Source organism: bacterium, from assembly GCA_035529855.1.
In the GTDB taxonomy this organism is placed as follows: domain Bacteria; phylum RBG-13-66-14; class B26-G2; order WVWN01; family WVWN01; genus WVWN01.
In genome coordinates, this window is sequence record DATKVX010000042.1 from 35773 (window position 1) to 56899 (window position 21127).

Below are 21127 nucleotides of genomic sequence, written 5' to 3' on the forward strand. Positions count from 1 at the left end.
TACTAGTCGGAGGTAGCATACGTGGGGTTACAGATTACCGGGAAGCGCGTCGACGTTACGGACGCGATGAAAAATTATATCGAGAAAAAGATAAACAAAATAACCAAAAGGCTCAGAGATGTCCAGGACGCCGTCGTAACGCTGAGGATCGAGAGGTACCATCATATCGCCGAGATTACTATCGCAGCCGACCATTTGACGATCAGGGGCGAAGGCAACACCGCCGATATGTACTCCTCCATAGATATGGCCTGCAGCAAGATAGAAAAGCAGATACGGAAATACCGCAGTAGGATCCAGAGCCGACGAGCGGCGCGTCCCGGAAAAACCCACGAAGCCGTCATGACGGTTTACGACCACCGCGCTATGGCCGGGGAACAGGACACTCGCGTCGTAGTCGGCGTAGATAGAATACCGGTAAAACCCATGACCGTGGAGGAAGCGGTCATGGAAATGGACCTTATGAGTCGAGATTTTTTAGTTTTCAAGAACGCGGAGACGGATGAGGTAAACGTCATTTACCATCGCCGCGACGGCAATATCGGCCTGATAGAACCTTAGCACCGGTACCCGTGCCGATAATCCGCCGTTCGGGCGAGCAAATATGTGAGGTGGCTTCGCCGTGAAGATATCGGATTTCGTCGACCCCAGCGGGATAAAAATGGAGATAGAGGCGCAGAATAAAGACGGCGCCCTCCGCGAGCTCGTCGCGCTCGCCGCCGGGACCGGCAAAATAAGCGACGAATTAGCGATCTTAAAAGCGGTGCGGGAGCGGGAAAACCTGTGCAGTACCGGATTCGAGAACGGCGCCGCGATACCGCACCCCCGCCAGGGTCATCCCGACATCGTAAAAGAATTGGTTGCCGTATTCGCCCGCTCCTCGGAGGGCATCGACTTCGAAGCGCTCGACGAGAAACCCGTACACCTGTTCTTCCTCCTGTGCGCGCCCACCGATAGCGAGCACTTGCGGGCGCTGGCCAAGCTCTCGCGCTTCTTAAAGAAGGAAGCCGTCCGCAAGAGGCTCTTGGAGGCGAAAACGTCGGATGACGTACTGGCGGTGATTAAAGAGGAAGAGGTTTAATCCCCCGATGGCGAAACGCCGAAAGGAAACGGCCAACGTCGAGGAATTATCTCTGGGCGGCACGAAGCCGCCCGTCGGCGTTAAGGTCGGCGAAATGCTCATCGAGACGGAGAAAACCCTTAAGCTATCCTCCCTCGAAGATAACGGCGGCTTCGACCGGCACGTCCGCGGTACGGAAATCAACCGGCCCGGTTTGGCCATCACGGGCTACTTCGACCGGTTTTCGTACCGCCAGGTTCAGGTCCTCGGTATGACGGAGCTCTCGTACCTGGCTAGTTTAAATGAACAGCGGCGCTCCGAGATTTTTAAAAAAATCACTTCGTTCGAAGGCCTACCGTGTTTCGTCGTGGCGCGCGGGAGAAGGCCGCCGCCGGCGTTAAAGGTAGCGGCGCGTAACAGGGGTATACCGGTAGCCGTCTCCCGGCGCCGGACTACCGACGTAATCGCGCTCCTCTCGGATTACCTTCGCGACAAGTTCGCGCCCCGCTTGGCCTTTCACGGCGACCTGCTCGACGTCTACGGCGTCGGCGTCCTTATTCTAGGGCCCGCCGGGGTGGGTAAAAGCGAATGCGCCCTGGATTTAATCGCCCGCGGCCACCGCATCGTAGCGGACGACGTAGTGCACGTCCGCCGTCGCATAACGGGGGAGCTCGTCGGCGACACCAAGGAGAATATCCGGGAACACATCGAAATCCGCGGCCTGGGCGTACTGAACGTCAAGCAACTGTTCGGCATACGGGCCGTACGCACGTCAAAAAACGTAGAACTCGTCGTGAAAATTGAACCGCTCAACCCCAAGGAGGAGTACGACCGCACGGGGCTCGACAGACGAGTCGTCAACATCCTCGGCGTCGAGGCCCCCTTTATCGTTATCCCGGTGGTACCGGGCAAAAACATTTCGTCCCTCGTGGAGGTAGCGGCGTTGGACTATCTATTGAAACGTTACGGCTTCGACGCAGCCCGGGTTTTCAACGATAAATTACGCGCCGAGATCGCGGCCGATTACGAGTTACGCAAAAGAGGAAAAGTATGACCGGGATTATGATAGTCGCCCACGGCGCGTTAGCCGAGGAGCTGATAAATTCGGTGGCTATGATTATGGGGCGCGTACCCTTGCTCCGGGCGGTGGGGCTGCGCAACGACCAGAACCTCGACGACCTGAAGCGAGAGATCGAAACGGCGTGGCGAGAGCTCGAGCGCGGAGGCGCCCAACAAATCCTCGTATTGGTCGATATGTTCGGCGGCTCCTGTTCGAACGTCGCAGCGCGGCTCGTGAGCGAGAGCGAACCGGGACAAGTCGCCGTTATAACGGGCGTTAACCTCCCCATGGTTCTGGAAGCGTCCATAGACCGCGACCTCTACGAATTTAAGGACTTAGTAGCCAAAATGGTTAAGGCCGGCAGGAAATCCATCGTCGACGTTCGAGCCGTACTGGCCGAAAAACTCCGTTAACCGAGGTCGACCGTCCGCTAAAAAATGGGCGTTCTTTTATACAGGGTGGACGACCGGTTGATACACGGCCAGGTCGTCGTGGGGTGGGGGCGTTATCTTAAAATTAATTCGATCCTCGTATGCAGCGACCGCGTAGCGGACGACGAATTGGCGCGCACGATGATGGAGATGGGCGCACCGGCGGACGTCAAAGTGGAAGTACTCCGGCCCCGGGAAGCGGCGGCGAAGCTCAACGGCGACGCTTTCGCCGAACGCTCCGCCATCGTACTTTTCGAAACGCCGGCCGACGCCCTCCGCCTCCTGGATATGAACGTTAAAATCGAGAAGTTAAACGTCGGCGGAATGCACTTCGGCCCGGGTAAACGGCAAATCATGGAAGGTTTATCGGTCGACGAAGAGGACTGCCGGGCGCTTTGCGAACTCGCGGCCCGTAATGTCCGGGTTTACTTCCAGATGGTACCCCAAGCCCGGCCGGTAGAGGTCATTTCGAAGCTGCCGCGCGACCTATGAACGGCCGGGTTTCAGCGGTAAACGCGGGACTCGGGGAGCGGGACGAGCGGCTCGTCTTCGCGTTCGCCGTCCACGACCATCAACCGTTCGGCAACTTCCCGGAGGTCGTGGCGCGCGTTCACGAACGTGCCTACGGACCCTTTTTCCAAACTGCGAAGCGCCATCCTCTCGTCAAGTTCTCGCTCCACATATCCGGAGCCTTGCTGGAGTGGATGGAGGCCGAGGCGGCGCATACCGTAGCGTCGATTCGCGAAATGGTCGCGAGGGGGCAATGTGAAATACTGGCCGGTACGTATTACGAGGCTCTCGCACCGGTCGCGCCCGAACACGACGTCAAACGTTCTATCGTCGCGTACGTCGACAAATTGGAGAAAGTTTTCGGCGCGGAGGTCGGGGGAATGTGGCTTGCCGAACGAGTTTACGAACCGCACGTCCCGCGGATACTGGCCGACGTCGGCGTGCGCTTCGCGGCCTTGGACGATTGGCACTTCCGCGCCGCCGGGATAGCCGCGGACCGACTCGACCGCCCGTGGTTGGCCGAACACCAGGGAGCGACGTTAACGACGTGCCCGATTTCGGAACGGCTGCGGTATATGGTCCCGTTCGCGCCCGTAAACGAGGTCGTGGGCTACCTACGAAAACTATACGAGACGGGCGCCCAAATGGCGTGCCTGGCCGACGACGGGGAAAAGTTCGGCGAGTGGCCGGGGACTTATAAACTCTGTTACGAAGACGGTTGGTTGGACGATTTCTTCGGGGCGTTGGAGGAACATAACGATTGGCTCCGCGCGGCCACGTTGGGTGAGGCCGTCGCGGCCGTACCGGCCGCGGGCCCCGCGTACCTTCCGGCAACGTCGTACCGCGAGATGACGCGCTGGGCGCTGCCGACCGGTACACAACGACGCCTCCAACGACTAGGGCCCGACTTCGCGGCCGACGGCGCCGACGGCGATTTGGTCACGGGAAGCGGGTTTCGTTCCTTTTTCCAGAAGTACCCCGAAGTAAATTTCTTCCACAAGCGGGTCCAGGAAGTAAGTCGGCGCGTAGAAGAGAACGACCGGTTGCCGGCCGCGGAAGCGGAGCGCGTCCGACGCCATTTGTGGCGGGCGGAAGCTAACGACGCCTATTGGCACGGCGTCTTCGGCGGCTTCTACCTGCCGCATATTCGGCGAGGCGTTAAAAATGAGCTCGTCCGCGCCGAAGCGATGCTCGACCGCTGTTTAGGGACGTTGGAGAGCGAAGAAGTAGGCGACTTGGACGCCGACGGCGTCGTTGAAATCATCTTGAAAAACGAAAACGTCGTGGCGGTGCTTAGTTCGCGGGGTTTAGCGGCGGTGGAGTTCACCCGCCGCGAACCGCCGGTCGTCTTGACCGACGTTCCGGCCAGGCGGCCCGAACCTTACCACGACGACCTGGCGGCCACCGTGTGCGACGACGCCGGCGGGGCGAAGACGATACATGCGCCGCGCGGCGCCAAGGAATCCGGCCTCGAACGTTATCTCGTTTACGACCGCCATCTTAAAAGGCTGTTTCTGGAACGCCTATTCGACGGCGAGACGGATGCCGAGGCGTACGCGGCCGAGGGCGCGAGCGAGTTCGTTCCGTTCTCGTGGGGCAAACCCGTACGAAACGGCGGCGCATGGCGCGTCGGCGGCGCGATAGAGGCCGGCGACGTCCGGATATTAGGCTTGGATAAAACAATATCGTTGGCCGAGCGGGGTCTCACGCTAAACTACGTAATCAATACGGAATTGCCCAAAACCTCGATATTCGGCGTAGAATTGACTTTAAATATTAAATCCGAATCGCCTGACCACGCGTTTGTTAGAAGCCGGGAAATATATGGGTGTAATAACGTCTTCGGGGCTCGGGCCGATAAGGCGTTCGTAATCGCCGACCGCCTCGCGGAATGGGAAATGGTTATAGCGTTCGAGCCCGCGTACGCGCTTTGGCACGCGCCGATATATACCGTCAATCGCTCGGAGTGCGGCCTCGAAAAAATTTACCAAGGCTCATCTTTTTTCTTTTGGCGGCGGCTACCCGCGGGTGTGAGCAGCCTCGAAAGTAGCGTCGCGCTGAAGGTTAGCTGAGCGTATGTTGGAAGGGTCCGTCGTACTGGCGTGCGCGGAACGGGCGATTTGCGTCGCATTCGTCGGCGCTCTCTTGGGGTTGGATAATATTGCCGTGGGGCAATTCATGTTGGCGCAACCGGCGGTAGGCGCCGTCTTAGTGGGCTACATAGTCGGCGAGCCGTTATTGGGCGTTTGGGTAGCCTTGACGTTCCAACTCTTATGGTTGGGTCAAATCCCCGTCGGCGCGTACGTTCCGCCGAGCGCGCCGATTACGGCTATCGCCGCGGTGGGTTTAGCCGGGCCGGGGGCGGCGCCTTTGCCGGCTCGAGCGGTAGCCGCGGCGTGCCTCGCGATACCGGTCGGCGTGTTAGCCGGTAGATTGGACTTTTGGATAAAAAGCCGTAACGTCGGGGTCCTGCACCGGAGCGAGAACGACCTGCTGGACGGGAGGCCGCTCGCGCTCGGCGGCGCGGTCGTAAAGGGCGTGGCTAACTTTTTCCTGAAAGACTTTTTTCTATTGCTCGCGGCGACGTTCGTCGGTTCGATAATACTAACGTTGACGCTAAAACACCTCACGCCGAGCTGGTATAGAGGTTTGGCGTTCGCGTTTGCCGTTTCGCCCGCCGTGGGCATAGGAGCCGCGTTGAAGGTGTACTGGAAAGGCCGAAACATAGCGGCCTTCGGCGTCGGCGCGGCCGTCGCGGCCGCCGTCGCGGCCATATTCGCGTTCGTAATATGAGACGTACAAAACAACCGGCCGAGGTTTCGTTACCGCGTCGTATGCGCGCGGAGATGGTGATACGCTCGCTGTTCATCCAGGCTACGAACAACTTCGAGCGTATGTTGTCGTTGGGCTTTTTATTCGCGTTATGGCCGGTGATAAAGAAGTTATACCGTACGCCCGAAGAGCGGCGCGAGGCCGTGCTAAGACACCTGTCCTTTTTTAATACGCAGCCGTACTTCGCGAATTGTATCCTGGGCGTAGTAGCGCACGTCGAGCTGCGCGGCGGCGAAGGGGTGGACGGCGAGGTCGCGCATATAAAGAAAGCTATGATGGGGGCGTTGGGCGCGCTGGGCGACGACCTGTTCTGGACCGGCTTGATGCCGGCGGCGGCTTTGGTGGCGCTCGTTTTTTACGGCGCTCTGCCGAGCTACGCCTTCGTCGGCGCGATTTCGGCGCTGGCCGTATATAACGTCTTCCACTTCTGGACGAGGGTAAAGCTCTTCCACGTGGGTTTGAGGCTCGGTCGCCGGGTAACGAGTTATCTTAAAATGCTCCGCCTACCTCGTTTCGCCGTGGGCGTAAAAATCGCGGCGTCGTTTCTTCTGGGGGCATTCACGGTGGCCGTAATATGGCGCGTGGCACATGCCGGTTTAGGAGGTTACGGAGCCGCGGCGGCCGTAGGGATAGCCGTGTTCGCTTCGGTAATAGTCCAGAGCTTGGGGATTAGGCCGGGGTTATGTTGGTACATCGTCGCCGCGGCCGCGACGGTCGTGGGAGCGATAACGGCGTAAGTAATATGGCGGCGACTCGGAAAAAGGTAACGGTTCGGCAGAAGTACGGCTTGCACGCGCGGCCCGCGGCGTCGTTCGTAAAACTGGCCCGTAAGTTTGAGGCCGAAATAATATTGGAGAAGAACAGCGAACGCGTCGACGGTAAATCCATCATGGGAGTCATGATGTTGGCGATATCCCGGGGCGAAACGGTTTACTTGGAGGCGGACGGCCCGGACGGAGAACGGGCGTGCGAACAGCTCAAATCGTTTTTGGAAAACGGGACCCTCGACTGAACTGACGTGAAAGAGTTTTCGGGCATTCCGGTAAGCGGCGGCGTAGCGCTGGGTAGAGCGTTCGTCGTAGCTCCGCGCGAGCTTACGGTGGAGGAACGTAAGATATCCCCCGCCGAGGTCGAAGCGGAGCAAGCGCGACTGGCGCGGGCCCTCGCCTTTACGCGCGACGAGTTCGCGTCGCTGCGGGACGAGGTCAAGAAACACGAGACGTCGATACGGGCCGAAATATTGGACGCGTATATGTTAGTCCTGGACGACGAGATGTTGACCGAGAAAGCCCGAGAAAAGATCCGTGAAGAGGAGGTATCGGCCGAGTACGCGTTCAAAACGGCGCTCGACGATATGTTGGGAGTCTTTGAGGCTATGGAGGACCCGTACTTCCGAGAACGCGCCGTGGATTTACGCGACGTCGGCAACCGCGTCGTAATGAACCTCCTGGGCGTGGCTTACCGCTTGTTCGAGGACCTGGGCGAGAATTCGATACTCGTAACTCACGACCTGCCGCCCTCGGACGCGGCCGCGCTGCCGCGCGATAAAGTCCGCGCGATCGTGACTGAAGTGGGGAGCCGGACTTCCCATACCGCGATTATGGCTCGTAGTATGGAAGTGCCGGCGGTAGTGGGCGCCAGCGGCGTAGTCGGCTACGTCCGCGCGGGAGACAACCTCGTCGTGGACGGCATAAGCGGCCGCGTTATCGTAAGCCCGAGCGACGAAGTCACGGCGGGGTATGAGAAGCTAACGCGCGAATTGCTGGAGGAAAAAAAACGTCGCGCCCGCCTGGCGGAGCTCCCCGCGACGACGCTCGACGGGTATCGGATAGAGCTTTCGGCAAACATCGAGCTTTTGCCGGAACTGGAAGCCGTACGACGGCACGGCTGCGACGGCATCGGCCTTTACCGTACGGAGTTCTTGTTCCTGCACCGGAGCGACCTCCCCTCCGAGGAAGAACAGCTGGAAGCGTACCGGAGAGCGGCGGAGGCTTCCTTCCCCCACTCCTGCATTATCAGGACTATCGACATCGGCGGCGATAAGTTTTTATCCTTTCCGGAAGTGGCGCGCGAGCTCAACCCCTTCCTCGGCTTACGTGCGATACGGTTTTGTTTGAAACGCCAGGATATATTTCGGACGCAACTTCGCGCCATCTTACGGGCTACCGCGTACGGAAGAATAAAAGTTATGTTCCCCATGATCTCCGACGTGGGGGAGTTGCGCGCCGCCAAAGAGATTCTCGCGGACGTCAGGCGCGAGCTGGAGCGGGAAGGGCGTTTTGTCGACGAGGCGCTCGAAGTGGGCATCATGGTCGAAGTCCCGTCGGCGGCGCTCGACGCCGACCTATTGGCCCAGGAGTGCGACTTCTTCAGCTTGGGCACTAACGACTTGATCCAATATACCTTAGCGGTCGACCGGGGCAACGAAAAGATCGCCTATCTTTACGAGCCCTTTCACCCCGCGGTATTGAAACTTATAAAAACCACCGCCGACGCGGCCCACCGCAACCGCATATGGGTGGGCGTATGCGGCGAAATGATCGCCGACCCCAAAGCGGCTATACTTTTACTGGGCCTTTCCTTCGACGAGTTCAGCGCGAGCCCGGCCTCGGTTCCCGATATTAAAATAGTCTTAAGAACCGCCCGGTACGTCGACGCGCGCTACGTTGCCGAGCAGGCGGTCCGGATGACGTCGGCTTCGGAGATTCGCGCGTTTTTAGCCCGGGAGCTGGCCGAGATGGGAGTACCGGCTTTCCGATGCCAATGGTAAAAAAGACGCTCTATATTACGTTATTGCTGGCCGCGCTGGCTTGCCGCAGCAACCTATTTCTAGGTAAAGTCGAAGGCGTGGCGGCCAATATTTATGCCCCCAACGGTCGGACGCCGGCCTACCGCGCCGAAGTGGTCGTTGCGGACCTCAAGGCGGGGGGCTACTACGGCGAAACCGTTACGTCGGCGACGGGTTATTTCGCGATAGCGGGTATCCCGGACGGGTTATACCGCATCAACGTGACCTCACCGAACGGCTTTTTAAAAACCGGCTTCCACGTCGACGTCGTCGACGGTTATTCAGCCGCCGACGTCGAAGTGCTGCTGGCTCCGGCTCGAGTCGGCACCTTCTTTAACGTCCCGGGCCGTTACGACGATATGGGAGCGCTCTTCGCCGACCTCGGCTACCTGTATAAAACCGTACGCGCGGAGGCCTTCGCCGGAAACCAAAACCCCCTGCGGGACGCGGACATACTTTGCTTGAACAGCGGCGTCGACCTGACGCCGGCTCAGGAGGAGGCCTTTATAACGAACCTGCGCTCGTTCGTCGAAGAAGGAGGGCTACTGATAACGTCCGACCGAGCGTGGCCGTTCCTCAAAGCCGCGTGGCCGGGGAAGGTTACTTGGCGGGCCGACCCGGAGATAGGCAAACCGGGGCAAGACGTGGATGGGGTTTTCGTCGACGCCGACTTAAGAAAGTACGCGACGATTTCGAAGTGGCGATTAAAGTATGACCTGGGCAATTGGGCCATACCGGACGATACAACCGGTACCGTTTTCGTCAGCGGCGACGTCGAGACCTCCTCCGGCACGCGGGGCAACGCGCCGCTGCTCATCGGCTTCGCGTACGGCCGCGGCTTCGTCGCTTTCAGCACGTTCGATTGGCGAAAGCAATATGGCCACGGCCGGGTAGCTATCCAAGTCTTCAATTATCTTATAACGAATAAGTGATATAATTTATAATATAGTGTCGGCGCCGCGTCCCCGCGGCCGGCTCGGGCGCGTCGGACGGCGCGCCTTTTATGCAATATGGGAAAAGAGCCCGCGGTCCTTCCGGTTTTAGGCGTAATAGCAGCGGCCGGCGTATCGCTCGACGACGTCGTCCGGGCCGCGAACGACGAAATCTTCGAGACCGCGCGAGAGACGGACCGCATACCTTTCGACTTTACGGACTACTACCGGAAAGGAATGGGCCCCGGCCTTATACGTTTTTGGTGCGCCGGCGCCCATCTTGTCCCGGCGTCCGCCCTCGCCGATTGCAAGTTGGCCGGCGTCGCGCTGGAAGACCGATGGCGGCGAGCGGGCGAAAGACGAGTCAACCTCGACCCCGGATACATCTCGGCTTTACAACTGGTTCTCGCGACTACCAAACCGCTGCCGCAAGCGGTTTACCTCCGCGGCGGTATATACGCCGTCGTCGAGCTCATCTATCGCGACGGCGCCTTCGCGACCCTGCCTTGGACGTACCCCGACTACGACAGAGCCGCGAAGGACAACCTGTTCCAACCTTTCCGGTCGCACCTCCTGAAGCTGCAGCGGGAGGTGGGGAAGTAGACGCCGTGCGAGAAGTGGTTACCGCTTCCCCCCGTGCGACCGCGGCGCTCGCCGAACGGCTCGCGGTTACGCTGCCGCCCGGCGTCGTCCTTCTATTGGACGGCGACCTGGGCGGGGGCAAAACGACGTTCGTGAAAGGTTTGGCCCGCGGGTTAAAGGCGACGGAAGAGGCGCGGAGCCCGACCTTCACGCTCGTGAGGGAGTACGGCCCGCTGGTCCACGCGGACTTGTACCGGCTCGACGCCACGGAGGCCGCCGGCCTCGGCTGGGATGATTACCTGGACGACAAACGAATCGTGGCCGTGGAATGGAGCTCGCACCTCCCGCCCCGCTTTTGGGGTAAAGGCACCCTTTTAATAAAACTGTATTTCGAAATCGTCGACAAGAAACGCCGGCGGATAGGTTTGGAGTTGGACGGGCCGGTAGCGCCGAAGCTCCGGCGCCGGCTCGAGGGCCTATTTTGCGAGTAGTCGCTTTAGAAACGTCCACCACGCGCGCCTCGGTGGCGTTCGTGGACGCGTCGTCGTCTTTCGAAGCGGCGCGCCGCATCGACGCCGAGGGGCGTTTATCGCGCGTTTTGATGCCCGCGCTCCGGGAGTTGGAGAAGGAAGCTTGGCCCGCGGCGGAAGCGGATTTGATAGTAACCGCCGGCGGGCCCGGGTCGTTTACGGGCCTCAGGGTCGGGATGGCCGCGGCCAAAGGTTTGGCGTTCGTCACCGGCCTTCCGCTCGTGGCCATATCCTCGCTCGCGGCGGTCGCATCCGCGGCGCCCGGCGACGGCGCCGTGGTAACGGTGTCGGACGCGCGGGGCGGTTTTTATTTTTACGCCGTCTACGACAGCGCGCCTCCTTACCCGAAGGAAATCCTCGCCCCCGACATAGGGGACGAGCTTACGTTAGCGACCTTACCGTACGACGTATACGCGGGTCCGGTGTCGCCGCCGGCGGCCTGGCTCCGTCGAGCGCGGCCCGCGGGCCGTTGGCTCGAGGTCTGGCCCGACGCCGCGGTATTGGGTCGTTTGGGCGCTCGGGCGTTCGAACGCCGCGGCCCCGACGACGTCGCGACCCTCCGGCCGTACTACCTTAAAAGAGGGCAGGTGTGATAACCACGCTAAGGCTTGCCGAGCCGCGCGACGTGCCGGCGATAAGCGCCATCGAAAAAGCGGCGTTTCCCTGTCCCTGGCCCGAACGCGCCCTCTACGGCGAAATCGAGAACGATTTGGCGACGTTTAAAATTTTATCGCTCGAGGGGCGGGTGGCAGGCTACTACGATTTATGGATTTGCGCCGATGAGGCCCATCTGCTGAACGTCGCGGTCGCGGCGTGGGAACGCCGGCGGGGATACGGGGCGACGATGGTGAAGGACGCGATCGAAGAAGCCGGCCGTCGCGGCTGCCGCCGGGTCGTTTTAGAAGTGCGGCCGAGCAATCGCGCCGCCGTAAACCTTTACGAAAAATTCGGTTTTAAAAAGGTAGCGCGGCAGGCGCGTTATTACTTCGACGGCGAAGACGCCGACGTTATGTTAAAGGACCTTTAGGTCGCACCGTACTACGCAAAAGGCGCCCGGCGACGGGCGCCTTTTTAACCACTCGTTTGCGTTTACCTTAAACCCAGTACGCGATGTATTTGCGGTATAAGGCGGACGTCGGCAAGGAGCGTCGTGAGCTGGGCCGTGAGCACGAGCAGCCGCTCCGCCTCGCCCGGGGGAGGAGGTTTCTCGTCGTTACGGGGTTGGATTACGAACGGGATGTCGCCGTTAACGTCCGCGACGAGGCGGGCCGCTTCCATAACCTCTCCCTCGCCCGTATCCGGGCCCACCACCGCTTTCACGTAGCACGTCTTCTGTCCGGCGACCTTGAGGAAGTCCCTGGTCGCGGCGACCGGTAAGGGCCGCCCCGAGAACGACGGCAGCTTTACGTCCACGGCGACGACGTCGACCCTCGGTATTACCTCCGCCAACTCGCGGTGATGGTACCCTCGGGTTTCGAGCAAAACGCGTTTGCCCGTCTTGGAAAGGCGCGTCAAAAGGAGCGATAAGAAGCCGGGTTGCTCGAGCGGCTCGCCGCCCGTGATCGCGAGGAAAGGTAGGCCCCGCAGAAGGGGCACCGCGTGGGTAGTAAGGTCGACGACTTTCACCGGGTTGGCCACGGCTCTGGCGTTGGGGCCGTGAATGGGGAATTGCGACATCTGCGTACGCGCGCGGGGCGTGTCGCAGTGCTCGCACGCCGCCTGGCACCCGCCGAACCGAATGAACAGCATCGGCGTACCGACCAGCGGCCCTTCTCCCTGGACGCTAACGAATATTTCGTCGATATATCCTTTCAGCATACGCCCCTGACTTTGCTTAGCGCTTCGACGAAGCGGTCCACTTCGTCGACGTACCGGGACATCACGGCCGCCGCCAACTCTTCGGCGTCGACGTTAAGCCGCTTCAGGTCGGCGACCTCTACCGGCGCGCCGGCGCCGTCGACGTTGACGCCGAAGTGGATAATCGCCGACGTAGGCGACGACGTGGCGATGGAGACCGTCAACTTGCCGTCGCCGGCGTAGACGTCGTCCCCTTCGCGCCGAAGCGGCGCTTGCGGCGCCCGCCGCCGCACTTCCTCCAGGACGATGGCGGCCAACAGGCGTTGCCGCCATATAGCTTCCGCCAGCGGCAGGCCGAAGTGTTCGACGACGAAATGCAACATCCGCGCGGCGACTATACTCGCGCCGGCGCGCGCGTCCTCGAGGTCGACGAGGTTCTCCGTCCGGACGTCGCAGGGCCCGACGAACGCGACGACGGCGTCTCCCGCGACGCCGAAGTTCGTCAGCGCGAAATGGCCGTATAGTTCGGTGTAAGGCCTCTCGGTACGTTCGAAATAAGTTTTTACGGACGCCACGTCGTCCTCTCGGTCGACGATATCAAAATCGCCCCGAAGTTAATACTTCCGTTAATCATTTCGGCCGCGACGGGCCGCCGAATATCTCCGCGCGTAGCTCGGGATAACCCGCCGCTTCCAACGCCGCCGCGGTACGCCGGCAGGAGGCGCAACGTCCGCAAGGCCGCGGGCCCTCGCCGTAACAAGGATATACGTATTTCAGCGGTACGCCGAGACGAACCGCTTTTTTCACGATGGCCTCTTTTCCCAGCGAAGCCGTGTACGACACGAGCTTAACCTTGCCGGCTGTGGAGTAACGAAGCGCGCCGTTCGCGGCCTTCACGAACGCCGCCGAGTTATCGGGGAAGTAGGCCGCCTCGTCGACGTTGAAGCCGACCACTACCACCGGCGCGCCGAGAGCTTCGGCAAACGCCGCGCCTACGGCCACGAAGACGCCGTTCCTGTTCGGCACCCAAACCGCATCCACGTCCGAAAGCCGAGAGGGGAGGGATGCGCCCGCTTGGGCCAGCCGGCGCGGGAGCAACTCGCGGAACCAAGGTAACGGAACGACGCGGCTATCGACGCCGTAGAAGGAGCACAGTTTCCGGGCCGCGCGGGCCTCCGCTCGCGCCGCGCGATGGCCGTAATCGAAGGTGAGCGCCAACGCCGCCCCGCGGTAGCGCCGGGCGAGCGCCAGGTTGAGCGCGGAATCGAGGCCGCCGGAGAGGAGGACTACGGCGTTATAGGTCCGGGACGAACGACGCGGCATATTTCGGCGACTCCTCGACCGTGACGCGGCGTAACTTCGCGCCCAGCGCTTCGACCTTCGGCGCCAATCTCTCGTAGACGAAAGCCGCCACGTTTTCCGCGGTGGCGTTGCGGCTCGAGAACGCGGGCAACTCGTTCAGGTTCTGGTGGTCCAAAACGTCGAGTACCTCGTTAAGGTGCTTACTCATTATTTTGAAATCTACGGCTATCCCGAGCTCATCCAGCGTCGCGGCTTCGGCGACGGCCGTTACGGTGAAGTTATGGCCGTGCATCCTCTCGCACGAACCGTCGTATCCGCGAATCGCGTGCGCGGCGGCGAAGCGGCCTTCAACTTTAACTAGATACGGCATAACCTCTCAAACAGCCAGCGGCCCAGGCTCGAGCGACTTCCCACGAGCGGTTTCCAATAAAACCCGATACAAAATATCTACTTTTTTCTCAAGTTCCGCCGGCGACCCGGAGTTGTCGACGACCACGTCCGCCCGGGAGAGTTTGCGCCGTTCGTCGAATTGGCGGCGTTGGCGCGCGTAGAAATCCTCCTCGCCGTACTTGCCCCGCGACCGTCGCTTACGAACGTCTTCGGGGGCGTCGACCACTACGACTAAGTCGACGGGTAACGGCGAGCCCCATTCTACTATAAGAGCGGCGTCTATGACAACCACGTCGGCGTTTTTATGGGCGGCCAACTCGCGCCTTATACGTTCCCACAACGCCGGGTGAACGACGGCGTTCAGTCGCGCCGCCGCTTCCTCGGACGCGAAGGCCGCTCGAGCCAAAGCGTCCCGGTCGACGTCGCCTCGCGCGGTGAATACCGAAGGCCCGAACGCGGCCCGTAATCCTTCTCTTACGCGGGCCGACGTCTTTACAACGTCGCGGCCCAGCGCGTCCGCGTCAATAACCGGGACGCCCTTTTTCGACAATAGCCCGGCGACGGTACTCTTCCCGGCGCCGATGGCCCCGGTGAGGCCGACTACCAGCGGTTTAGCCGATGCAATCATCAATAATTTCTAACATTTTATAGGACGAAACGCAAGTTTTTTCCTTGCGTTTATGATAACTACGTGATAATATCCTTTAAGTGGGGAAACGTACGATTTATTGGCGCGTTATCGGCCTGTTCGCGGTCCCGGCTTTGACCGCTGCTGCGTCGTTCGCCGGGGACGACGCCGACTTCCGGCGAGATCTGTTTTCCGAAATCCACGGGATACCGGAAGTCGAGGAAGCGATGTTCAAAGAAGTCAATCGCGTCAGGGAAGAAGCGGGGTTACACCCGCTTGCGTTCGACGACGGTTTGACGGCCGCGGCCCGCCAGCATTCCGACGAGATGAGGCGGCTCTACTATTTCGCTCACGAGTCGCCGACGCCCGGTTTAAAGGATGCCTTGGACCGTGTGTACGGCGCCGGTTTGACGGATATCTCGGTCGCCGAGAACCTGGCGTCCGAGAACAGCGTGCCCCCTTCCGCCGACGCGGACGAGGTAGGCCGCAAACTCACCGAACTCCTGCTCGCGAGCGAATATCATCGGGAAAACATCCTCGACCGGCGTTTTACGCACTCCGGTATCGGCTGCGTGGTTTCCGACGAGGGGACGCTTTTCTGCACCCAGGTTTTTTCAAAACGCTCCATCGTATTTAAAAAAATTAAACTTAAACGGGAAACCGCCGGCGTCTTACGAGTAACCTTGACGCTAGAGACCGACGACATTATCGGCGTATGGTTGGACGAAGTCGATACGCACATATTCGAACCCGAAAACGGTTTGGTAGTCGTCGACCTATGGTTTCGCACCGCGGACGGGCCGCGGAAAGTGGTCGTCGCGCGCCGGCCGGCAAACGAGTACGGCGCTATGAAGGGGTTTTTTATGGCCGAATTCGACCCCGAAAAGCCGTTCGACTTTAGCGCCGGGATAACGGACCTCGACGTCGTCTCGGAGGAACAAACGCGCGATGAATCCTCGGTTTACGTACTCGAGGTCGAGGGGGAGATTTTAACCGGCGCGGGGAACTTGAAGATAGCGGACGGCAATTCCCAATACGACGTTAAAATTAAAGGGAAAAAATTTAAAGCGAAATACCCTATATTGGCCGGTTCGGGCTTACGCGAAATATATTTCGTAACCGGAGGCGAAACGGCGCACGGGTTAAAAGTGGACGCCGACCGCCCGTTGGCGGAGGCTTTCTGCCAAACGGCGCCGGGAGAATAACGCCGTTATGAAAGTAGACACGGCCGTCGACCGCAAGAGCGACGTACTCGCCGAGATGGCGCAGTTGAAACGGGCTGAAAACGCCGCCTTCCTGGTACATAACTACCAGATCGCCGAAGTGCAAGACATAGGGGACTTCGTCGGCGATTCCTTGGGCCTGGCCCAGGTCGCGGCCCAAACCGACGCCGACCTCATCGTCTTATGCGGCGTTCGGTTTATGGCCGAGACGGCGAAGCTGCTCAACCCGGAAAAAACGGTGCTCTTGCCGGAGCAAGATGCGAATTGCCCCATGGCGCAAATGGTCCGGCCGGGGGACGTTTTAGCGCTTAAGGGGGAACACCCCGACGCGGTCGTCGTGTCGTACGTAAACACGACCGCCGCGACGAAAGCCGTAACCGACATTTGTTGCACGTCGGCTAATGCCGTAAAAGTGGTTTCTTCCATCCCGGAGGACCGCGAGATAATATTCACCCCCGACCAACACCTGGGCGCGTACGTGCACAAGATGACAGGCCGGGACTTGATAATCTGGCCGGGTTGTTGCCCCACCCACGCCCGCGTCACCGCGGAGATGGTCCTGGAAGCCAAGGGAGAACACCCGGGCGCTAAAGTCGTCGTGCACCCGGAGTGCCCGATGGAGGTAATCGAGCTGGCCGACGCCGTGCGTTCCACGAGCGGCATGCTAAAATATTGCGCCGAGTCGGACGCCTCCGACTTCATAATAGGGACCGAGAAGGGGATGTTGTACCCGCTCAAGAAACGTTGCCCCGAGAAAAATTTCTGGCCCGTGGCCGAGGAAACGGTTTGCCCGAATATGAAGTTGACCAAACTCGAGAGCGTCCGCGACGCGCTCAAGAACACGCAGTACGAGATAACGATACCGCCGGATATCGCCGAACCCGCCCGACGGGCGATAGACCGCATGATGGAGATAGGGCGGGAAAGCGGGAACTGAGGAGCGTTGGCCGTGCCGGCCGAATCTGCTTTGGATGACGTCGTATCTCGGGCCCTTCAGGAAGACGTGGGCTCGGGCGACCTTACGACGACGCTGCTCGGCATCAGCGGGGAGCGGGCTCGAGCCGCGGTCGTCGCCCGCGACAGCGGCGTCCTGTTCGGCATCGACGTCGCGCGCCGCGTCTTCCGTACCCTTGACCGCCGCGTAATATTCAACGCCCTGCTCGAGGACGGCCGCAAATTCTCGGCGGGCCGGGCCGTGGCGAGGTTGCAAGGACCCGCCGGCCCCATATTGGCCGGCGAACGGGTAGCGCTGAACTTCATCCAACGGCTCTCGGGCATCGCGACGCTAACGGCGGCGTTCGTCGCGCGCGCCGATAACGTAACGGTGACGATACTCGATACGCGGAAGACGACGCCGGGCCTGCGTTCCTTAGAGAAAGCCGCGGTGCGGGCGGGAGGCGGCGAAAACCACCGCCTCGGCCTTTACGACGGTATTATGGTCAAGGACAGCCATAAAAGGTTATGCGGCGGCGTCGCGGAGGCGATCAGGCGGGCGCAGGAGAAACGAAGCCGCGGCGTGCCGATTTACGCCGAAGTGGAAACCATCGCGGAGGCGGAAGCAGCCGCAGCGGCCGGAGCCGACGTCATCATGCTCGACAACTTCGACCCCGACGCCGCGAGCGACGCTTGTATCGCCGTAAACGGCCGCGCCGTCGTAGAGGTCTCGGGTGGCGTCAAGTTGTCGAACGTGGCGGCGTACGCCCGCACGGGCGCGACGCGTATTTCCGTAGGCGCGCTAACCCATTCCGCGCCGGCGCTCGATTTCTCCCTGGAAGTGGAGGTTTAAGCCGCCGGGGGTAACGTCATGGCCGAAGATTTTCTAAGCGACCGCCACAAGATTTTTTACTCCATCGGCGAGGTCTCGGCGCTCACCGGCCTTAAAAGCCATATCCTCCGGTACTGGGAATCGGAGTTCCCGACGCTGAAGCCCGAGAAGCGGTCCAACGGCCGCCGCGCATACCGTAAGGCCGACATCCTTTTGGTATTGGCCATAAAGAAATTGTTGTACGAAGAAGGCTATACCATTGCCGGAGCCCGCAAGAAACTCGCCGCCGCGCGCCGGCGGCCGGCCCAGGACAGGGGTATGGTCGCCGAACTCCGCAAAGACCTCGAGAAATTGCTCGGCCTTCTCGCCGCCGGCGACAAAAAACGGGCCAAGCGGTAGCCATCCGAACGGGGTACCGCTTGCATATCCGGTACCGATTTAGTATAATAAATAGGCGGCGGGCGATTGCCCGGCGCGGATTATCGGGGCGTAGCGCAGTCCGGTAGCGCACCTGGTTCGGGACTAGGGGGTCGCTGGTTCAAATCCAGTCGCCCCGAAAAAGTTTAAGGAGACTCCGCGAGGAGTCTCTTTTGTTTACGGCCCACGCGGAAGCGAACGACGCGAGTAGGTCGCAAAAGGCATCCCTGCCGCGCAAGACCGTTGTCTTAAGGGACGGTGGGGCGAATTTTTCGGTTGCCGCGCGGGTTGTTTTTATATATTATATAGGCTGACGCGGGGGCGTAGCGCAGTCCGGTAGCGCACCTGTATGGGGGGCAGGTGGTCGGAGGTTCAAATCCTCTCGCCCCCAAATTCCCGTCGCCGCGGCCCTACCGGTGCCGCGGCAACCGATAATTTATGCTCGTCCAACTTAGCGTAATCGGCGACGCGGCCGCCGAGCCGGGGCTCGCCGAGACCGCCTACGAAGTCGGCCGTCGAGCCGCCGAACGCGGATGGATAGTAATCAACGGCGGCCTGGGGGGCGTAATGGAAGCCGCGAGCAGAGGAGCCAGGGAAGCGGGGGGCACGACGGTCGGCATCCTTCCGACGTACGACGCGGCGACCGCCAACGATTACATAGATATAATAATCCCCACAGGATTGGGCCACGCGCGAAATACGGTACTCGTCGCCGCGGCCTCCGGCGTAATAGCCGTAGGCGGCCGTTACGGGACTTTATCCGAAATAGCGCTGGCCTTAAAACTCGGGAAACCCGTGGTAGGTATAAATACCTGGCCCGGCATAGAGGGGGTATGGCCGGCGCCGGACGCGGAGGCCGCGGTAGCCAAGCTCGCGTCGTTATTGAAGTAAACGAAGATGCTCTCCGCCGACGTCGTCAGGCGCAGGTTATTATTCTCGGGCGTAGTCCAGGGCGTGGGGTTCCGTTATTGGGCCGTTCGCGAATCGGCGGTGTTCAAAGTGACCGGCTACGTGCGGAATATGTACGACGGCTCGTTGGAAGCCGTGCTCGAGGGGCCGCGCGACGAGGTATTGGGTTTCGAACGGGTTCTCCGCCAAGGGCCGCCTTACGGCCGCATCCGTCGCGTGGACGGGATAGACGAGGAGCCGAGGGGAGAATTCGCATCGTTCGACGTTAAGTTTTGATCCAGCCAAGGCCGCGTGTTTACAGGACGACTATTCGCGCCCCCGGCCGGCGTATCGTGCCGGGTATATATTTTAAGGCTTCAAAACGGCCTTGACGTCGCCGCTTCCAGGCTCGTCGTGATTCGCCGTTGAGGAATAACGTGGCAAAAAAACCGCCCCCCGACGAAAGCCCCGAAAAACCGGACCGCCTCGACGAAGAGACGGAGGCCGAAGACGAAGACGCCCTCGGGCCCGACCAGATCTCCGAGGTCATAGACGACCTCGAGTCGGAGAAGGAGTACGAGGCCAACCTCGTGCGGGCGTACCTGTTGGATATCTCCAAGATCCCCATTCTAACTAAAGAGGAAGAAATCGAGCTGGCCCGGAAGATAGAGAAGGGCGACGGCGACGCCCGGGCCAAGATGATCGTCTCCAACCTGCGCCTCGTAGTAAACGTCGCGAAGCAGTCCATCGGCAGAGGGATGTTTTTCCTGGACCTCATAGAGGAGGGGAACCTCGGCCTTATCCGCGCGGTGGAGAAGTTCTCGTACCTCAAGGGCTGTCGGTTCAGCACCTACGCCACGTGGTGGATTCGGCAAACCATAAACCGAGCGCTGATAAATCAGGGGAGGACCATAAGGGTGCCGGTACACGTCGTCGACCTTACCAAGAAATATTTCCGTACCCTGCAGGGATTGGCTCACGAGCTGGAGCGGGAACCGGCGCCGGCCGAAGTAGCGGCGGTTATGGGTATTTCGCGGGAACAAGTCGAACGGATCCTCCTGTCGTCCCGCAGGACCTACAAACTCGACGCCGAACTGCCCGGGTCCGAGCGGTCGCTTTTGGAAAAGGTCGAGGACGATAAAGCCGAAGCGCCGTACGCGACGGCTTATCTGCTCGTGCGGTACGGTAGACTGGCCGAACTAATGAAGCGCCTTAGCAAAAGGGAGCAGGACGTCTTACGGATGAGGTTCGGCCTCGACGGCCACGAACAGCTAACCTTAAAAAAGACCGGCGAGAAATTGGGGATAACGCGCGAACGCGTGCGCCAAATAGAGAAAGAGGCGTTGAACAAACTACGGCAAATGGCCAAGTCCGAGGGGGGTTCGAGTGATAATATGTTCGGTGACGTTCCATAACGTCGTGCCGGCCGAAAGGAGCATCAGGTGATCGAGGAAAGACTTAAAAGCCACATCCGGGACGTCCCCGACTGGCCTAAAGAAGGAATCATATTTAAGGACATTACGACGTTGCTGCGCGAACCGGAGGCTTTCAAACTTGCCGTAAACGCCTTGGCCGAAAGGTATCGCGACCGCGGCGTCGACTACGTGGCGTCGGTAGAAGCCAGGGGGTTTATCCTGGGCGCCCCCGTAGCGTACCTTCTGGGCGCGGGCTTCGTTCCCATCCGCAAACCCGGTAAATTGCCCTGCGACACCCGGCGCGAGGAGTACGAACTGGAATACGGCACCGACGCCGTGGAAGTGCACGCTGACGCGTTCGACGCCGGCGACAGGGTCCTGGTTTGCGACGACCTCCTGGCTACCGGCGGTACGGCTCTCGCCACCGCGAGACTCGTGGAATCGTGTAATGCGACGGTGGAAGCTTTCGTATTCTTGGTCGAACTAGACTTCTTATCGGGTCGGGATAAGCTCCGCGACTACGAAGTATTTTCCATAATCCATTACGGCTAACCTAGTATGCCATATTGCACGGAAC

At 60.4% G+C, this 21127-nt stretch carries 29 protein-coding genes and 2 tRNA genes; 25 read left to right on the top strand and 6 right to left on the bottom strand.

Annotation, left to right across the window (positions count from 1 at the left end; all coding sequences use genetic code 11):
- Window positions 1-21 precede the first annotated feature (21 nt).
- From raiA to VMX79_03970, 5 genes are all read left to right on the top strand, one after another.
- Window positions 22-561: a ribosome-associated translation inhibitor RaiA gene (raiA, locus tag VMX79_03950; protein HUV86246.1), complete on the top strand. Its 540-nt coding sequence runs from the start codon at window positions 22-24 to the stop codon at window positions 559-561.
- 61 nt (window positions 562-622) lie between these two features.
- The gene (locus tag VMX79_03955) at window positions 623-1081 is read left to right on the top strand and encodes a PTS sugar transporter subunit IIA (GenBank protein ID HUV86247.1); all 459 of its coding nucleotides are present in this window, start codon (window positions 623-625) and stop codon (window positions 1079-1081) included.
- Window positions 1082-1088: 7 nt separating this feature from the next.
- Window positions 1089-2114 carry an HPr(Ser) kinase/phosphatase gene (gene hprK / locus VMX79_03960; GenBank protein ID HUV86248.1) on the top strand — a complete coding sequence of 342 codons (1026 nt, stop codon included), beginning with the start codon at window positions 1089-1091 and terminating at the stop codon, window positions 2112-2114.
- On the top strand, window positions 2111-2533 hold the full coding sequence (locus tag VMX79_03965) for a PTS sugar transporter subunit IIA (protein HUV86249.1): 423 nt from the start codon (window positions 2111-2113) through the stop codon (window positions 2531-2533). The genes hprK and VMX79_03965 overlap by 4 nt, the downstream gene beginning before the upstream one ends.
- Before the next feature lie 24 nt (window positions 2534-2557).
- A complete protein-coding gene (locus VMX79_03970; GenBank protein HUV86250.1) occupies window positions 2558-3043 on the top strand; it encodes a PTS sugar transporter subunit IIB in 486 nt (161 codons plus the stop codon).
- An 11-nt stretch (window positions 3044-3054) separates the two neighbouring features.
- Here the strand turns inward: VMX79_03970 and VMX79_03975 are convergent, their stop codons facing one another.
- Window positions 3055-3231, bottom strand: coding sequence for a hypothetical protein (locus VMX79_03975; protein HUV86251.1), 177 nt, complete (start codon window positions 3229-3231; stop codon window positions 3055-3057).
- On the opposite strand from VMX79_03975, the gene VMX79_03980 reads away from it, so the two are divergent.
- From VMX79_03980 to rimI, 10 genes are all read left to right on the top strand, one after another.
- The gene (locus tag VMX79_03980) at window positions 3151-5133 is read left to right on the top strand and encodes an alpha-amylase/4-alpha-glucanotransferase domain-containing protein (protein HUV86252.1); all 1983 of its coding nucleotides are present in this window, start codon (window positions 3151-3153) and stop codon (window positions 5131-5133) included. The two genes, VMX79_03975 and VMX79_03980, sit on opposite strands and share 81 nt — an antisense overlap.
- A gap of 4 nt (window positions 5134-5137) precedes the next feature.
- Window positions 5138-5854, top strand: coding sequence for a PTS sugar transporter subunit IIC (locus VMX79_03985; protein ID HUV86253.1), 717 nt, complete (start codon window positions 5138-5140; stop codon window positions 5852-5854).
- A gap of 41 nt (window positions 5855-5895) precedes the next feature.
- Window positions 5896-6630: a PTS system mannose/fructose/sorbose family transporter subunit IID gene (locus VMX79_03990; protein HUV86254.1), complete on the top strand. Its 735-nt coding sequence runs from the start codon at window positions 5896-5898 to the stop codon at window positions 6628-6630.
- Window positions 6631-6635: 5 nt separating this feature from the next.
- Window positions 6636-6905: an HPr family phosphocarrier protein gene (locus VMX79_03995; GenBank protein ID HUV86255.1), complete on the top strand. Its 270-nt coding sequence runs from the start codon at window positions 6636-6638 to the stop codon at window positions 6903-6905.
- A 6-nt stretch (window positions 6906-6911) separates the two neighbouring features.
- Window positions 6912-8663: a phosphoenolpyruvate--protein phosphotransferase gene (ptsP, locus tag VMX79_04000; GenBank protein HUV86256.1), complete on the top strand. Its 1752-nt coding sequence runs from the start codon at window positions 6912-6914 to the stop codon at window positions 8661-8663.
- Window positions 8651-9613, top strand: coding sequence for a carboxypeptidase-like regulatory domain-containing protein (locus VMX79_04005; GenBank protein HUV86257.1), 963 nt, complete (start codon window positions 8651-8653; stop codon window positions 9611-9613). The genes ptsP and VMX79_04005 overlap by 13 nt, the downstream gene beginning before the upstream one ends.
- Window positions 9614-9691: 78 nt before the next feature.
- Window positions 9692-10216 carry a DUF4416 family protein gene (locus VMX79_04010; GenBank protein ID HUV86258.1) on the top strand — a complete coding sequence of 175 codons (525 nt, stop codon included), beginning with the start codon at window positions 9692-9694 and terminating at the stop codon, window positions 10214-10216.
- Between the two features lie 5 nt (window positions 10217-10221).
- The gene (tsaE, locus tag VMX79_04015; GenBank protein HUV86259.1) at window positions 10222-10686 is read left to right on the top strand and encodes a tRNA (adenosine(37)-N6)-threonylcarbamoyltransferase complex ATPase subunit type 1 TsaE; all 465 of its coding nucleotides are present in this window, start codon (window positions 10222-10224) and stop codon (window positions 10684-10686) included.
- A complete protein-coding gene (gene tsaB, locus VMX79_04020; GenBank protein ID HUV86260.1) occupies window positions 10677-11318 on the top strand; it encodes a tRNA (adenosine(37)-N6)-threonylcarbamoyltransferase complex dimerization subunit type 1 TsaB in 642 nt (213 codons plus the stop codon). The genes tsaE and tsaB overlap by 10 nt, the downstream gene beginning before the upstream one ends.
- Window positions 11315-11752, top strand: a complete 438-nt coding sequence (gene rimI / locus VMX79_04025; GenBank protein ID HUV86261.1) for a ribosomal protein S18-alanine N-acetyltransferase — start codon at window positions 11315-11317, stop codon at window positions 11750-11752. Before tsaB ends, rimI begins: the two co-directional genes overlap by 4 nt.
- A gap of 62 nt (window positions 11753-11814) precedes the next feature.
- On the opposite strand, the gene VMX79_04030 is transcribed toward rimI, so the two are convergent.
- Genes VMX79_04030 through coaE form a run of 5 tightly spaced genes read right to left on the bottom strand, consistent with a single transcriptional unit; the run spans window position 11815 to window position 14842 of the window.
- Entirely contained in the window at window positions 11815-12543 is a 729-nt protein-coding gene (locus tag VMX79_04030; protein ID HUV86262.1) for a 7-carboxy-7-deazaguanine synthase QueE, read from the bottom strand.
- Window positions 12537-13097 (bottom strand): DUF366 family protein, encoded by a 561-nt coding sequence (locus VMX79_04035; protein ID HUV86263.1) that lies wholly within the window; start codon window positions 13095-13097, stop codon window positions 12537-12539. The genes VMX79_04030 and VMX79_04035 overlap by 7 nt, the downstream gene beginning before the upstream one ends.
- Window positions 13098-13152: 55 nt before the next feature.
- On the bottom strand, window positions 13153-13845 hold the full coding sequence (locus tag VMX79_04040) for a 7-cyano-7-deazaguanine synthase (GenBank protein HUV86264.1): 693 nt from the start codon (window positions 13843-13845) through the stop codon (window positions 13153-13155).
- The gene (locus VMX79_04045; protein ID HUV86265.1) at window positions 13817-14194 is read right to left on the bottom strand and encodes a 6-carboxytetrahydropterin synthase; all 378 of its coding nucleotides are present in this window, start codon (window positions 14192-14194) and stop codon (window positions 13817-13819) included. The genes VMX79_04040 and VMX79_04045 overlap by 29 nt, the downstream gene beginning before the upstream one ends.
- A gap of 6 nt (window positions 14195-14200) precedes the next feature.
- The gene (gene coaE / locus VMX79_04050) at window positions 14201-14842 is read right to left on the bottom strand and encodes a dephospho-CoA kinase (protein HUV86266.1); all 642 of its coding nucleotides are present in this window, start codon (window positions 14840-14842) and stop codon (window positions 14201-14203) included.
- An 80-nt stretch (window positions 14843-14922) separates the two neighbouring features.
- Between coaE and VMX79_04055 the strand changes: the two genes are divergently transcribed.
- The 10 genes from VMX79_04055 (at window position 14923) to VMX79_04100 (ending at window position 21102) form a co-directional block, all read left to right on the top strand.
- Window positions 14923-16047, top strand: a complete 1125-nt coding sequence (locus VMX79_04055; protein ID HUV86267.1) for a CAP domain-containing protein — start codon at window positions 14923-14925, stop codon at window positions 16045-16047.
- Window positions 16048-16054: 7 nt separating this feature from the next.
- Complete coding sequence (nadA, locus tag VMX79_04060; GenBank protein HUV86268.1) at window positions 16055-17002, top strand: quinolinate synthase NadA; 948 nt, start codon at window positions 16055-16057, stop codon at window positions 17000-17002.
- Between the two features lie 12 nt (window positions 17003-17014).
- Entirely contained in the window at window positions 17015-17851 is an 837-nt protein-coding gene (gene nadC, locus VMX79_04065; GenBank protein ID HUV86269.1) for a carboxylating nicotinate-nucleotide diphosphorylase, read from the top strand.
- A gap of 18 nt (window positions 17852-17869) precedes the next feature.
- Window positions 17870-18229, top strand: a complete 360-nt coding sequence (locus VMX79_04070; protein ID HUV86270.1) for a MerR family transcriptional regulator — start codon at window positions 17870-17872, stop codon at window positions 18227-18229.
- Between the two features lie 84 nt (window positions 18230-18313).
- A tRNA-Pro gene (locus tag VMX79_04075) sits at window positions 18314-18387 on the top strand.
- Between the two features lie 177 nt (window positions 18388-18564).
- A tRNA-Pro gene (locus VMX79_04080) sits at window positions 18565-18638 on the top strand.
- Window positions 18639-18685: 47 nt separating this feature from the next.
- A complete protein-coding gene (locus VMX79_04085; GenBank protein ID HUV86271.1) occupies window positions 18686-19138 on the top strand; it encodes a TIGR00725 family protein in 453 nt (150 codons plus the stop codon).
- Between the two features lie 6 nt (window positions 19139-19144).
- The gene (locus VMX79_04090) at window positions 19145-19432 is read left to right on the top strand and encodes an acylphosphatase (GenBank protein HUV86272.1); all 288 of its coding nucleotides are present in this window, start codon (window positions 19145-19147) and stop codon (window positions 19430-19432) included.
- Between the two features lie 140 nt (window positions 19433-19572).
- Window positions 19573-20550: a sigma-70 family RNA polymerase sigma factor gene (locus tag VMX79_04095; protein ID HUV86273.1), complete on the top strand. Its 978-nt coding sequence runs from the start codon at window positions 19573-19575 to the stop codon at window positions 20548-20550.
- Window positions 20551-20580: 30 nt separating this feature from the next.
- Window positions 20581-21102: an adenine phosphoribosyltransferase gene (locus VMX79_04100; GenBank protein ID HUV86274.1), complete on the top strand. Its 522-nt coding sequence runs from the start codon at window positions 20581-20583 to the stop codon at window positions 21100-21102.
- Window positions 21103-21127: the final 25 nt, after the last annotated feature.